This is a genomic window from Snodgrassella sp. ESL0323 (genome assembly GCF_013346865.1).
GTDB classification, from domain to species: domain Bacteria; phylum Pseudomonadota; class Gammaproteobacteria; order Burkholderiales; family Neisseriaceae; genus Snodgrassella; species Snodgrassella alvi.
Map to the genome: position 1 here is coordinate 1 of NZ_JAAEDT010000022.1, position 14,007 is coordinate 14,007.

Sequence of the window (14,007 nt, forward strand, 5' to 3'; positions counted from 1 at the left end):
CCCTGAATCTCACGTATTGTGCAGACGCTTTGCTTACACTATCAGCACCTTTAGACAGAGAAACAGAGGCATTATCGACATAAGATACAAAGCTGCTTTGAGTTTGCGATAATTTTTTTACCTCTACCGAGGTGCTATTAAGTTTTTTCGCATAACCCGCCACAGCCTGTACAATCTTGTCAAATTTGATCGTCAGCTGTTCGGACAAATTTATGATGCGCGGCTGTTCGCTAATGAACTGCGCATCATCTAGACTGATTTTGGCGGTTAATTCAGCTATATCAGACATGGCAGACTCCAATAAAAAAAGCAGCCCAGAGGCTGCAATAGAAAAGCCAGCGCATGGCTGGCTTGGTTTTGTTAGATGGATAATGCTGTATTCAGTGGAACCACGTCCGCAAGTGATTTCTGACTAGCTTTCCATAAATCATAATTTACCTGCAAATTAAGCCAAAATTGCGGGCTGGTATTCAATAAGATGGATAACCTTAATGCCATATCCTCACTAATTCCGGCTTTCCCGTTAATGATTCTAGACAGAGCTGCCCGCGTTACTCCTAAATGTTTAGCGGCTGTACTAATGCTGGTATCACCTAAATATTCTTTTAATACTTCACCTGCATAGCAAGGATTGTGCATACTCATACGCTTAACCTCCTAAAACCCAGATGAACCACGCCGAAGAGTGGTTTTATTGTGATTACTATCAAATAATAAACTTAGGATGCAGCTCTTCAATCGGGCGATCTAACCTTGAGCTGTCGCATTCTCCGTATATTACTCTCATGCGTTTTGCCAGCTCTATCAGATATTCTGCCTGCTGCTTTGTCTGTATCAACAGTTTTTTAAACACATCAGTCTTGATACAGTTATAACCGTTGATATTCTCTGCATATGTAACTCTGTTATTTTTGACAATTACCAGCCAGCGTCCGTCTGCATTGATGGTACACAAAACATTGTTTTCAACAACAGCGGATTTAAACATATCAGGCGCATTCGGTATGCTTTCCAAGTATTTCAGTGCAACGGTGTAATGTTCAACCGGCATGGCTCTATAACTGTCGATGTTCAGATAGGTATGCAATCCGGCATATATTTTCTGATACGGCTCGCCTGTTCGCTGGCTGCGCTCTTCTACTGCGCGTTGTATTGCATCTGCCTGTTCTTTACTAATTAGGTGACTGATGGCTTTATGCTGTATTCCTATAAATCGTTCACGTTCACATTGAATAAAATATTTTCGTACCTGACGACCTACCTCAGTTTTTTCTACCATCGCCAGCTCTTTAGCCATGTCTAAAATTAGATGGTATTCAATTTTGTTTTGCCCGCCTCGTTTAGAATTATTCCTATTAGATGAGTTACTTAGTTCGCTCACCAATTTTGGTAAGCGAATAAAATCTACTCCATCTACAAAGCCATACTCTACAATTCTTCCCTTAATCCAATTTGATAAGTCCCGAACAACAGTGTAATCACATGTATTACAACAGATGACAGTAAAATGCTACTTGTTGTGTAAAGAAATTTCCCCATTTGTATATATCAGCAATTTTACAATCACCATCTTTTTGACATCTTACTAAATAAGTAACAGTACTGGTTGCACCTACTGTTACTTGAACCATGTTCTCACTTGGCTCAGAAAACGTTAATTTAGCAGAAGGATCTAGATATAGACCCATCCATATAAGTAGATAATAAAAATAATTACAATCTCTGCGTAGTCCGAGCGGTGTCTCATCTAAGCTCTTTTCTTTGGTATATATAGAATATAGTCTTTTTATATTATCATCCAGATATTTTGAAAAAAAAGAGTAATGATCTTTAATAGTTCTATAATCTGATTTGTTATCTTTTGTTTCGTCTGCTTTTAATTTAGATATATTTGAATCATACATCCCCTTTATAAATTGTAATTGTGGACTTTCCGCATATGCACATGTACTAATAAACAAACCTAATAAGATAAAAAGAATTTTTTTCATTTTTTTCTTTCTGATAAAAAATTTCAAAATATTTATTTAGCTAAGTTATGTTATTGAAACTCCAAACTGGTTAAATAAATAGTTTATTTATTTCGATGTTTTTTGATTTCGGTGCGATAAAAATCATCAAGACATTTAGATTTATCTTTGGTGAAAGGTTTTCCACCTTCAAATATCTCGGTGATTTTGCAATCATTAGTTTCTTTTAGACATATAACCTGATAAGTAACCGAGCGTTTTTCAAACCCCTTTGTAGCTCCGATTGTTACTTTAACTTTATTTCCGGTTGGCTGGGTAAATGTTAGCTTAGCATTTGGATCTAAATCTTGCCCCTGCCATAAAACATCATAATCAATACAAGCTATACCTCCAGTTGCCTTTTGGTATTCATCATCTCTTTCGTATATTTTTCTGATGTTGCTATCAAAATATTTTAAATAAAAATGAGGGTTATAATTTATTTCTCCGCTTTCAAGTTTTATGCTTTCTTCATAAATTCTTTTTATGTAGTTCACTTTAGGTCTAAATATTTCAGCAAAAACGCATGAACTGATACATAATCCCAAAACAGCAAGTAATAGTTTTTTCATATAACAGAACTTTCAAGTTAATTAAATATATAATTGTTTATTTCCCAAATCACACGTTGTCGATAGTGCGCAGCAGGGCTGTTGAAACAATCGATTTCTTAATCATGTCATCGATACCCCAGCTGGTTAAATAAATAGTTATGTGTTTCTTTCACTTAATCTACACAATAAGATTTAAAAGTGGTTTCCCCTTTTTTGTTTCTAACTTGAAAAAAACCTCTATTATCCTCCTCCCAAAATTCATAATACTTACCGTCATAAGGCAAGCTCATTACCATTATTTTACCGAAATTACGTTTATAAAATTTAATTTCACTGTTAGCAATACTAAAAACAAGTTCTGAATCACCAGGTTTTTCATATATATACTTGATTGTATTCTGATCTATTTTAAAATTCACAAACCCGCCATTGTCTAATTTGCACTTAAATTCTTCACCAAAGCTATGCGTAGTAATAATTAAAAATAAAAATGCTAGAAATATTTTTCTCATGTCATCGATACCCCTAGTTGATTAAAAATATAGTTTTGTGTTTCTTTCATTGCTGCTTAACTGTATTTGATGAAGTTTTAATATTCATGTGTTTTATATTAACATTAACATGCTTTCTATTTTAGCCACAACATTGCAACGCTTTTTACTAAACGCTTTGGCTACAAATTCATTGGTTGATTGCGCTGATAATCTCAGATAATTTCCACGCAATTATAATCATCAGAATAATCAATGCAGCCGTCCACATGGTTTTGCGCAATTCTTTGGGCGTGAAATTAATAGCTTTCATATACACTCCTTGAATAACAAAGATGACGATGTGTACAACATCGACGATACGTCACTTAATTGGTCATCTTGTAAAAATAGTGAAGATTGGGAACCCGTAGATATCGCAATTACAGGTTAAGACAATACCATTATCAATAATACAAAATCACACTAAACAATTCAGTAAAGCCCAAAAATCGCAGCACATTCAATTAGTAAATTGAGTGCGTTTTAGTTTTTGAGCTTATAAAAATCAAAGGAGTAAGAAAAATGTTACATGCTTACAGTAATGAAAATACCACCAACCCAGAACCTGTCGGATACTTGAAAATGATGCAGTATGAGGAAGCCTCGCAAAGAGCAAGTGACGCAGCCGAAGAAGAGAAACAAGAAATACTGGAAAATCTTGAAGACGATAAACTGATAGATATCGCTGGGGAAGCTCTTGGTGAATTGTATAGCACAAAATATTCTGATGAAGCGGACAAGCTTACAAATGAAATAGTTAAGGCACTTGTATTGGGCTGCCATAAAGATATGACAGTAAGACAGCTATTAAGCCATCTGTCATTAGAAGCAGAAAAAATAGTAACTGATTATATTTTAACGCATGCTAATTAAATCAAAAGCCAGCCAAAACGCTGGCTTTAATTTTGCAACTAAGCTAATCAATCCAAGCACATTTAAACAAGTGTGCTTGTGTGGATTAGTAGACATGTATAACATTATTTAACCTTTATTGTGTGCTGTGCTAACATTTTGATATATAAATCAAGGGAGAAAATAATGGACTTTAAAAATTTATATGCACTTTTAAATATAAAGCCGACAGCATCACAATCAGACATTGCCAAGGCAATGAAGCAAGCAGCGCAGCAACAAACAATTACTTTAGAGAATTTAAAACTATGCAAACTAAATCTTTTAGATATTGAGGCGCGCAAAAAATACAATGCGCAGCTATTTGCTGAATATCCGGAACTTTTAGCCCCTCCGCCTGAACCTGCAAAAGCAGAAGAAGCAAAGCCATTAGCACCAGCAAAGACAAAGCAGAGCAATAAAAAACTGTATCTGATTTTGGCTGCTGTAGTCGCTGCAATTGCGCTGTTTGCCGCCGGTACGGTAGCTTACTTCAAGCATTTTAAACCTATCGCGGACGCAAAAGAGGCGGTTAGAGATTCATTGATGACCCCTGATTCAGCCAAGTTTTATAAAGTTAAAAAGGTTGTAAATACCTATAATAAAAAGATATATGTTTGCGGTGAAATGAATTCTGGAGGTTATGCTGGTAAAAAAAAATTTGTATATGAATTAAAATCTAAAAAAGTCACTGTAATCCCAAATATAAGACCAGATAATGTAACTGTTGAATATTATTATAGTACTTTATATAGAGTAGGCTGTTTAAATGCTGATCCTGACGAATTGTTTTAAGGTAATGGAAACTTTAGGCGATTATGAGGAAAAGGTTTCCCCTTTAATTGAGAAAAGAAATGCTTCAGAAAGTAGTTTTGAAAGAGAAGAGCTAGCTAAATCTATAGATAGCATATTTGCAAAAGCAAAGGCAGTAGAACAAAAGCTAACAATTTATACAGATAGTGATGACGATTGATTTAGTTATCACAGCATATGAATAAGTAACAAAGTAAGCAACACACAAGCCAGCTAATAGCTGGCTTTTTTATTAGCTATAGAAGCGATATTTCAACACGATAAATTAACCCATGTAACAGCAACAATGAGAGAGTTGTACATGATCAAAAATTCTATAACTGCATTTATTGCAGTTTTTTTAATGTCTGCTTCTCTTTCAGTGTCCCCTGCTTTGTCTGATAAGGAGCAATTAGAGATGCAACGCAGTTATACAGCCAGACAGATGCAGTAGAAAGAATACCAGGCAGATCTGGAAGTAAAACGGTTAGCTGATGCATATGCACGCATGAGTGATAGCGAACGCATGAAAGGTGATGCAGAGCTTGAATAATTTTAGGTGATGATTATTGATATTCCTGCCCTGCTAATAGCTAGCTAATCACAGAATAAATTATCTGAAATTTTAACCAGTCCTAAAGCCCATTGATTAAATGGGCTTTAATTTATGGAGCTTTAAAATGAGTACACAATTAATTGCATTAGCAAATAATTTAGCTAAATCGTTTGATTTGGCAGATGGACAAGGCTTGATTGAAACATTGAAAAAAACAGCCTTTAAAGGTGCTGTAACTGATGAACAAATGGCTGCATTACTGATTGTTGCTAATCAATATAAATTAAATCCATGGACTTCTGAAATCTATGCATTCCCAAGTAACGGTGGCATTACTCCGGTTGTGGGCGTTGATGGATGGGCTCGTATTATTAATGCTAACCCACAATTTGACGGGATGGATTTTGAACAAGATACAGAAAGCTGTACATGCCGCATTTACCGCAAAGATCGTACACACCCTGTTTCTGTTACAGAATTTATGGACGAGTGTAAACGCAATACACAGCCTTGGAAATCACACCCAAAAAGAATGTTACGTCATAAAGCGATGATTCAGGCGGCACGTTTGGCTTTCGGCTTTGCCGGTATTTATGATGAAGACGAAGCAGAAAGAATCAAGGATACTAAAGAAGGAGTTAAACCTGATGAGTTAAGCCCTTTCAGGGGTGATATAGATAATCCGGATCGGGATAAATTGATTAAAGAGGCAGAAATTATTGCACAAAAAGGTGATATCGATTTACTCCGTAATCACTTTAAATCATTAGATAAAGCATCACGAAATATCATAGGCAGTGATGAAATGCTTCGTCTTTCAGATATTGCAAAAGAAATTGCTGATCGAACAATTGAGGCGGATGCAATGGAGGTTAATGATGGAACAACGAACTGATGAATGGTTTGAAGCTCGCCTTGGTAAAGTAACAGCCAGTCGGATTTATGATGTTCTAAGTAAAACCAAATCCGGTTACAGTGCCACACGTAAAAACTATATGGCTCAGTTATTATGCGAACGTCTAACAGGCAACAGAGAAGAGAGCTTTAAAACTGCAGCTATGCAAAGAGGTAACGACATTGAGCCAAAAGCACGTGCAAGATATATGCTGGAAACTGGGGAGCTAGTTGAAGAAACAGGATTTATTAATCACCCTACTATCAATATGTCTGGTGCTTCACCTGATGGTTTAGTCGGAGAAGACGGGCTTATTGAAATCAAATGTCCTAACACTGCAACACATTTGGAATTTTTACGTACCAAAAAAACCAAACCTGAATATTTATTACAAATACTTTGGCAAATGGCTTGTACAGGCCGGAAATGGTGTGATTTTGTTTCATATGATGACAGACTTAAGGAACATTTATCTTTTCAGATGGTGCGCATCAATCGTGATGATGAACGAATTAAGGAGATTGAAGAAGAAGTTCAAAAATTTTTGCATGAACTTGATGGACAAATTGCTGAGCTGGATATTGTTATGGAGGCATAAATGTCAGTTAACAAGGTAATTCTGGTTGGTCGCCTTGGGCGCGACCCTGAAACACGATTATACCCAATGGCGACGCTATAACGAATTTCTCGCTAGCTACTGATGAACAGTGGCGTGACCGTAATGGAGAACGCCAGACACGTACAGAGTGGCATAACGTATCCCTGTACGGCAAACTGGGAGAAATAGCTAACCAGTACCTGAGAAAAGGTAGCCAAGTGTTTATTGAGGGAAAAATACAGAGCCGTAAATATACCGATAAAGATGGTATCGAACGCATTGCATACAATATTATCGGCAATGAAATGAAAATGCTGGGCAATCGTAATGATGGTTATGATTCTGGCAATAATAATGCTGCACCGCCTACATCGAACCCACCGCCAGCGGCACCACGCCGGCAATCGCCTCAACATGAATCTACAACTGCACCAATAGATGATATCAATGACGATATTCCGTTTTGATTGGAAAAAATTAAGTTGATCGAAATCAAAAATATTAAACCCTTTAAACACTGAAATATTTAAAGGTTTTTTTGTATACTCAAAGCAATGTAAATGTAATATTATAAATATATAAATTTTCTTATTATGGAAAGAAAATAACTATGAAAAAAATCCTTTTTTTATTATTGCTTCCAATTACCTGTTTCGCACAAAGTGAAATAAGTAATTTTTGGGAATATAGCAATGGCAATCGGAGAATTATTATTAGTGACATTATAAATGATGAAGTTGATTCATATATGATATTTAAAGATGTAATAGAGAGTTCAGATAGTTCTTGTTCTCGTTATGTTCCAATTTTATTTCTTAATGCTGATGGTACATACTTTTCAACGACCACTTCTGAATATGGTACTTACTTTCCAACGACCACTTCTGAATGTAGTAACGATTGTTTTTATTATTCGGACGGTACCTTTAAAAAAATTGATGAAACACATATACAATTACAAATTGAAGAATCCGGGCAATCGGATGTGTGTCCGGGTGGAGCAAAAGTCAATAGAAAACCACGAGATTTGGGTATTTTTGAAATTAAAACTTATGATGATAGATATGATTTAATAAAAATAAATAATAAATAAAAAAATATTTACAAATAAAAAAAACAATAAGTTAGTTACTATTGTTATAGCTGATTCAGCTACTGCTCCTGTAGATGACATTGATGACGATATCTCGTTTTGATTGGAAAAAATTAAATTGATCAAAATCAAAAAAATTAAACCCTTTAACTAATGAAATATTTAAAGGTTTTTTTGTATACTCAAAGCAATATAAATGTAATATTATAAATATATAAGTTTTATTATTGTGGTAAGAAAATAACTATGAAAAAAATCCTTTTTTTATTATTGCTTCCAATTACCTGTTTCGCACAAGATGAAATAAGTAATTTTTGGGAATATGGCACTCGGGGAATTAGTGCAGTAATAAATGATAAATCTGATTCATATTGGATAAGTAGAGATCTGATAGTGGATTCAAGTTATGGTAGGTATTTAAATCTTAATGATGATGGTACTTTCAATTCAGGGAACTCTGCTCCATGTGATAACGATTGTTTTTATCATTCGGATGGCATCTTTAAAAAAATTGATGAAACACATATACGATTACAAATTGAAAAATCCGGGCAATCGGATTTGTGTCCGGGTGGAAGAATAACCTATACAGAACCACGAGATTTGGGTATTTTTGAAATTAAAACTTATGAAAATGGATATAAATTAATAAAAATAAATAGTAAATAAAAAAAATATTTACAAATAAAAAAAACAATAAGTTAGTTACTATTGTTATGGATGATTCAGTTACTGCTCCTTTAAATGATATTGATGACGATATTCCGTTTTGATTGGAAAAAATTAAATTGATCAAAATCAAAAAATTAAACCCTTTAACTACTGAAATATTTAAAGGTTTTTTTTGTATACTCAAAGCAATGTAAATGTAATATTATAAATATATAAGTTTTTATTATTGTGGTAAGAAAATAACTATGAAAAAAATCCTTTTTTTATTATTGCTTCCAATTACCTGTTTCGCACAAAGTGAAATAAGTAATTTTTGGGAATATGGCACTCGGGGAATTAGTGAAGTCATAAATGATAAAAATGACTTATATTGGATAAGTAGAGATCTAATACAGGAGCCAAGTTATGGTAGTTATTTAAATCTTAATGCTGATGGTACTTTCAATTCATGGAACTCTGCTGAATGTGGTAACGATTGTTTTTATCATTCGAACGGTATCTTTAAAAAAATTGATGAAACACATATACGATTACAAATTGAAAAATCCGGGCAATCGGATTTGTGTCCGGGTGGAAGAATAACCTATACAGAACCACGAAATTTGGGTATTTTTGAAATTAGAACTGATGAAGATGATAGTATAGCGATGAAAAGACAACCCTCATTAATAATGAGGGTCGAGCTGGACGAGGTGCTCAGAGCTATAACATCATCAATGAAAGCGGCTTTTACTGACTTATATTACATAGTCACAAAACTGAGGCTAAACAGTTTAAGAAATGAGTAACTAGTGAAGTCCTGCCCTCTATCCGTAAAACGGGCAGCTACTCTCTAACATTAAATAAGTAGCAGCAATATTTGATTAAAGAGGCTGTACTCAATAATGCTGCCCAAACAGGCAAAACATATCAGTCTGTGTTTAGAAGTCTCTATACAAAGTTTAAAGTACCCAGATACCAAGACATTCTTGCTGAGGATTTTGATGAGGCACTTGCATTTTTAGCTGGTTCAGTTAAACCAATCAATAATCAGCCTGCATTACCTAATATGAATCAGGACGGACGCTGGCTGGTAATTGTCGAAAATAACAGAGTTACATATGCAGAGAATATCAATGGTTATAGCTGTATCAAGGTTGATGTGTTTAAAAAACTGTTGATACAGACAAAGCAGCAGGCAGAGTATCTGGTAGAGCTGGCAAAACGCATGAGGGTAATATACGGAGAATGTGACAGCTCAAGGTTAGATCGCCCGATTGAGGAGCTGCATCCCAAAATTATTATTTGATTGTGTAACAAAAATCAAGCCAGCCAGCTAATTGCTGGCTTTTTTAATTAAGTAATTAGATGATGAAAATCCTATGAGATTATTTAACGGCGACTGCCTAAATGAGTTAAAACATCTACCAGATGCCAGTATAGATTTAATCATTGCAGATCCACCTTACGGCATTACTAATTGCAAATGGGATATAACATCTATATCACGGAGTAAACAATGGAATTACAGAATAAAACCGTTAATATTTAGAGGACAAACCAAAAGCTGGTGAGCGCATTGAGGCAGTTGAATGCAAGAAATTAACACAATTCCCCTGTTCACCATTTGATATTTTTGTTTTAGCAGATGATTATTTAAGAGAAAATGGTTATATTCCTCATAGTTCTGAATGTTATTCAGATGTAGTAGACGAAGAAGATTACGTCAAATTACAAGATGTGTTAGATTTAATATATCAAAACAACAGCGAACGGTGGCTGATTAAAGATGAACGTACCTTACATACTCCAATAACTATACTACAAGAAGATATAGACTACTTTAATGAAACTAAAAAACTTAGTGAACGCTTAAGAGAATGGCTGAGAGAAATCAGTCCAAAATACCTTAATCGCTGAATAGCGGCTTTTTTAATGGAGATTACTATGAATAACGATTATCTAGATAACCAAGATAAATATATGTATGGTGTTTGTTGTAGGGATAAAAAAGATGTATATGAAAGGACCTATCACACCACAATAGCTGATGCATTATCTGTAATGCCTTTTTTAGAAGAAGATTCACCAGCAGAAGTAGAAATTGCAGTTTGTGAACGGGGGGATTTGTTCAAGCCAAGCGAATGCAATGCTTTTGATGAAGATGCGATAACGGGTTTGCTAGCTAAATCTAAGGAGAAGGTACAGTTTGATTATTTTTCAGAAGCTGAATTGTTCGACCTTACAGATGAAGAAATCCAAGAATTAAGAAAACTGATTAATGATTTCTTAGATCAGAAAATTGATACGACCGGTTATTATAAGGTAGGAAAATTTATCGAAGTAATAACCTTAACCAGAGAACAATATACAAAATATCTATGAACCAAGCCGCTTAAAAGCGGCTTTTTAATTAAGCATTATTAATGAACACGTCCCAGCAATAGCTGGTTTTTTATTGGGAAAAGCCATGAGTGAAAAATCGCCATATGATGAATTTTTAACCCGTGAGGAGGTATCTGTATTAACTGGATACAAATCCAAAGGCAAGCAAATTAACCAGCTCAAAAAGCAAGGGATTCCCTTTCTGCTAAATGGTAGAAATGAGCCAATAGTATTGCGCCAATCTCTATTAGGTATTAAGCACAAAAATACAGGAAATTCACAAACCAAACCCAGATGGCAATCCCCTGTTTTTTCTTCAACATAATTTTATAGGTTATATATGGGACGTAAAGCAACTGTTAACCTGAATCTGCCTACAGGCATGCGCGCACGCAAGCGCAAGAAAAAAGGTGAGGTAATCATATGGTATTACTACGATACCGGAGGCAAGCCACGCAAAGAAATTCCCCTAGGCAGTGATTACATTATTGCCTGTAAAAAATGGTCGGAATTATCTTTGGAAAAGCTCGATAAAAGCCACAGAATTACTTTTGTGCAAGCTGCGCAAAGATTCCGACTGGAAGAAATGCCATCAAAAAAAGAAAATACCCAAAATGGTTATAAATCTTCACTGAAACAGCTTCTTTTGTTTTTTGGTGGCAGCAACCCAGTTGCGTTAGAAGATATTGATGTCGGACATATTAAAGATTATTTAACCTGGCGCAAAGATACTCCAGTGGCAACAAATAGGGATTTAGCATTATTTAGCGCAATATGGACAATGTGCGGCCCTGCAAACTGGAATTATATTAACAAAGAATGTCCATCTAAAGGTGTTAAAAAATACAAAGAACAGCCAAGGGATGTATATGTTGAAGATTATATATATGAGCTTCTTTACAGATATGGCACGCAAGACTTACAGGACGCAATGCGAATGGCGATGATGTTAGGGCAACGACCAAGCGATATGCTAAAAATCCATACTGGCCTTATTCTCAATGGCATACTTAGTTTTAAACAAAATAAAACAAGCAATCCTTTGCGCTTTAAAGCTACTGAGAGCTTACAAGAAATAATCACACGTCGAGCACCTCATGGAGGATATTTATTTTTAAATTCGCGTAATCGCAAAATGAATATAAGTAACTTAGAGTACCGCTATAATAAAGCAAGGGATATAGCTATTCAAAAACACCCGGAACACGCCGAAGAATTAGCACAAGCTCAGTTTAGAGATTTACGTGCCAAGTCAGCCACAGATAAATCATTAGTATCTAGTGAAGAGGCAGCGCAAAAATTATTAGGTCATTCCAACGTAAATATGACGAAACGCGTATATATCAGACGTAGTAAAGAGATAGATCCATTTGAAGAAGGTGTAGTAAAAAATAAATGATGTTATTTGAATTGCGGAACAAGTAAAATAATTGCGGAATAAACAAATTATAATTAATTTGTTATTTTAAATAAAACAATGTACTTAATCTAATTAATTATTTTTCCCGCTTTGACTACTTATCAGTAGTTCAAATGCTTACATATTACAAAGCATAATATTCACAATTATTGCTTTAAAATAAAAAACAAAATTAAATTAAAAATATTAATTTATGTCAATTTATATGCATTTAAGTTATTTATTCTGTTTAATTTATATTATATTAATTTACATATTTTGTCTTATTTTGGTTTACAAATGGGGAATTCAATATGGGGGAAGCATACTGGGCAGCCCGAGAGGGAGACATTCTTTTACATACTTCCATGCTCGCCGACATTGTCGGAGCTGCTGTGGAGCTGGCCTGTACCGCCGGTTTAATTTTTGCAGCTTCACTTATACCTGCTGCCGGAATACTTTTAGTTTTGATAAATGTTGGAGCAATGCTGGCTGCAGATTGTATTGGTTCGGCAGTCGGGGACTGGGTTAGCGGATTATTCCCGCCGGCGGAGGATGGCGTAATCACAACCGGTTCACACAATACCCGCACCAACAGCAAATTTTCAGCCCGTGCTGCCGGTATATTGCAAACAGAAAATACCCCACAGAGTAATGAAGAACCGGAGCAGTCACAAAATTTTTCAGATATACCCCAAAACATACTGACCGGTATTGGCGCAGCAGTCAAAGAAAGTGCTAAGGAATTTATCAGACCAACTATAGCAGCGCCAGAACAACCGGTTACTCCTCAAATCGAAGATACCATTACCTGTGCCAAGCATCCTTCCCCTGTTTCTTCACCTGAATATCTGGCCGAAGGTTCCAAAAAAGTTTATATCAACAGCCAGCCGGCGGTACGCAGCAATGATCGCAGTACCTGCGAAGCCAAAGTCACCGAAGATTGCGAAAAGAGTAAAAAGGTCTCTAACAATGTACGTATCGGCGGAGAGTCTGTTGTTGTCCGTGAGATCAGAAGCGGTAAACATCCGATTGCACAAACAATCGGCTTGGTAGGATTACTATTTAATCGCAAAAAACTTTGCAACTCTATTTCCTGCTTTCTGACAAACCTGGTCGGAAACACTGCCAAAGCATATATTGCCTCAAAAGTCACAGAAACAGCAGTAACTATTAGTACAAATTTGGTAAAAGCAGTGTTTTCCGGTAATCCGATTCATCTGCCAACCGGTGCCAAACTCCTGTTCGGTCCCGAAGAACACGACTTCTCCCTGCCGGCTCACCTGTCCTTCGAATGGCAGCGTTTCTACAGCAGCGTAGATACCCGCACCCACAACATGTTCGGTGCCGGCTGGAGTGTTGACTATGAAACTGAAATGGAAATCGACCCGCAGCCCGACGGTTCCTGCGCCGCCGTCTATATCAACGAACAAGGTAGATGGCTAGAAATCGAGCCCATGCAGCCGGGTGAGAATATGCGTGGTCTTAACGAAAATCTATCCATCTATCGTGGCGAGCAGGACCGCTGGGTAATTGAAGATGATGACGGCCTCTACCGCCTGTTCGAGCCCGATCCCAACAACCCCAGACGTCTGCTGCTGAGCATGCTGCAGGACCGTAACGACAACCAGTTACTTATCTACCGCGATTC

General features: G+C 36.0%; 21 protein-coding genes and 1 pseudogene. 14 read left to right on the plus strand and 8 right to left on the minus strand.

What is annotated here, in order from left to right; translation table 11 throughout:
• From GY065_RS10095 to GY065_RS13410, 7 genes are all read right to left on the minus strand, one after another.
• Positions 1–289: hypothetical protein (locus GY065_RS10095; protein ID WP_174834013.1), on the minus strand; the 289-nt coding region annotated here is incomplete at its 3' end.
• Between the two features lie 71 nt (positions 290–360).
• Positions 361–645: a HigA family addiction module antitoxin gene (locus tag GY065_RS10100; protein WP_174834014.1), complete on the minus strand. Its 285-nt coding sequence runs from the start codon at positions 643–645 to the stop codon at positions 361–363.
• 61 nt (positions 646–706) lie between these two features.
• Positions 707–1,498: an antA/AntB antirepressor family protein gene (locus tag GY065_RS10105; RefSeq protein WP_174834031.1), complete on the minus strand. Its 792-nt coding sequence runs from the start codon at positions 1,496–1,498 to the stop codon at positions 707–709.
• The gene (locus tag GY065_RS10110; protein WP_174834015.1) at positions 1,488–1,991 is read right to left on the minus strand and encodes a hypothetical protein; all 504 of its coding nucleotides are present in this window, start codon (positions 1,989–1,991) and stop codon (positions 1,488–1,490) included. Before GY065_RS10110 ends, GY065_RS10105 begins: the two co-directional genes overlap by 11 nt.
• Before the next feature lie 83 nt (positions 1,992–2,074).
• Positions 2,075–2,581 carry a hypothetical protein gene (locus GY065_RS10115; RefSeq protein ID WP_174834016.1) on the minus strand — a complete coding sequence of 169 codons (507 nt, stop codon included), beginning with the start codon at positions 2,579–2,581 and terminating at the stop codon, positions 2,075–2,077.
• A 155-nt stretch (positions 2,582–2,736) separates the two neighbouring features.
• Positions 2,737–3,075, minus strand: a complete 339-nt coding sequence (locus tag GY065_RS10120; protein WP_174834017.1) for a hypothetical protein — start codon at positions 3,073–3,075, stop codon at positions 2,737–2,739.
• 169 nt (positions 3,076–3,244) lie between these two features.
• On the minus strand, positions 3,245–3,367 hold the full coding sequence (locus tag GY065_RS13410) for a hypothetical protein (protein WP_256433067.1): 123 nt from the start codon (positions 3,365–3,367) through the stop codon (positions 3,245–3,247).
• A 251-nt stretch (positions 3,368–3,618) separates the two neighbouring features.
• Here GY065_RS13410 and GY065_RS10125 point away from each other — a divergent pair, with 251 nt between their 5' ends.
• The 3 genes from GY065_RS10125 (at position 3,619) to GY065_RS10135 (ending at position 4,960) form a co-directional block, all read left to right on the plus strand.
• Positions 3,619–3,969, plus strand: coding sequence for a hypothetical protein (locus tag GY065_RS10125; protein WP_174834018.1), 351 nt, complete (start codon positions 3,619–3,621; stop codon positions 3,967–3,969).
• 165 nt (positions 3,970–4,134) lie between these two features.
• On the plus strand, positions 4,135–4,782 hold the full coding sequence (locus GY065_RS10130; protein WP_174834019.1) for a hypothetical protein: 648 nt from the start codon (positions 4,135–4,137) through the stop codon (positions 4,780–4,782).
• Between the two features lie 4 nt (positions 4,783–4,786).
• On the plus strand, positions 4,787–4,960 hold the full coding sequence (locus tag GY065_RS10135; RefSeq protein WP_174834020.1) for a hypothetical protein: 174 nt from the start codon (positions 4,787–4,789) through the stop codon (positions 4,958–4,960).
• A 166-nt stretch (positions 4,961–5,126) separates the two neighbouring features.
• On the opposite strand, the gene GY065_RS10140 is transcribed toward GY065_RS10135, so the two are convergent.
• Positions 5,127–5,279: a hypothetical protein gene (locus tag GY065_RS10140; protein WP_174834021.1), complete on the minus strand. Its 153-nt coding sequence runs from the start codon at positions 5,277–5,279 to the stop codon at positions 5,127–5,129.
• Positions 5,280–5,459: 180 nt separating this feature from the next.
• On the opposite strand from GY065_RS10140, the gene bet reads away from it, so the two are divergent.
• From bet to GY065_RS10195, 11 genes and pseudogenes are all read left to right on the plus strand, one after another.
• On the plus strand, positions 5,460–6,230 hold the full coding sequence (gene bet / locus GY065_RS10145) for a phage recombination protein Bet (protein WP_174834022.1): 771 nt from the start codon (positions 5,460–5,462) through the stop codon (positions 6,228–6,230).
• Positions 6,211–6,828 carry a lambda exonuclease family protein gene (locus GY065_RS10150; protein WP_244621522.1) on the plus strand — a complete coding sequence of 206 codons (618 nt, stop codon included), beginning with the start codon at positions 6,211–6,213 and terminating at the stop codon, positions 6,826–6,828. The genes bet and GY065_RS10150 overlap by 20 nt, the downstream gene beginning before the upstream one ends.
• A pseudogene (locus GY065_RS10155) lies at positions 6,829–7,295 on the plus strand (single-stranded DNA-binding protein).
• A 143-nt stretch (positions 7,296–7,438) separates the two neighbouring features.
• The gene (locus GY065_RS10160) at positions 7,439–7,921 is read left to right on the plus strand and encodes a hypothetical protein (protein ID WP_174834023.1); all 483 of its coding nucleotides are present in this window, start codon (positions 7,439–7,441) and stop codon (positions 7,919–7,921) included.
• A 246-nt stretch (positions 7,922–8,167) separates the two neighbouring features.
• Complete coding sequence (locus GY065_RS10165; protein ID WP_174834024.1) at positions 8,168–8,590, plus strand: hypothetical protein; 423 nt, start codon at positions 8,168–8,170, stop codon at positions 8,588–8,590.
• A gap of 248 nt (positions 8,591–8,838) precedes the next feature.
• Positions 8,839–9,381 carry a hypothetical protein gene (locus tag GY065_RS10170; protein ID WP_174834025.1) on the plus strand — a complete coding sequence of 181 codons (543 nt, stop codon included), beginning with the start codon at positions 8,839–8,841 and terminating at the stop codon, positions 9,379–9,381.
• A gap of 71 nt (positions 9,382–9,452) precedes the next feature.
• Positions 9,453–9,881: an ORF6C domain-containing protein gene (locus tag GY065_RS10175; protein ID WP_174834026.1), complete on the plus strand. Its 429-nt coding sequence runs from the start codon at positions 9,453–9,455 to the stop codon at positions 9,879–9,881.
• 638 nt (positions 9,882–10,519) lie between these two features.
• Positions 10,520–10,957, plus strand: coding sequence for a hypothetical protein (locus tag GY065_RS10180; protein ID WP_174834027.1), 438 nt, complete (start codon positions 10,520–10,522; stop codon positions 10,955–10,957).
• An 85-nt stretch (positions 10,958–11,042) separates the two neighbouring features.
• A complete protein-coding gene (locus tag GY065_RS10185) occupies positions 11,043–11,282 on the plus strand; it encodes a DUF4224 domain-containing protein (protein ID WP_174834028.1) in 240 nt (79 codons plus the stop codon).
• A 15-nt stretch (positions 11,283–11,297) separates the two neighbouring features.
• Positions 11,298–12,356 carry a tyrosine-type recombinase/integrase gene (locus GY065_RS10190; protein WP_174834029.1) on the plus strand — a complete coding sequence of 353 codons (1,059 nt, stop codon included), beginning with the start codon at positions 11,298–11,300 and terminating at the stop codon, positions 12,354–12,356.
• Between the two features lie 314 nt (positions 12,357–12,670).
• A partial coding sequence (locus GY065_RS10195) for a DUF6531 domain-containing protein (protein WP_174834030.1) occupies positions 12,671–14,007 on the plus strand: 1,337 nt, incomplete at its 3' end.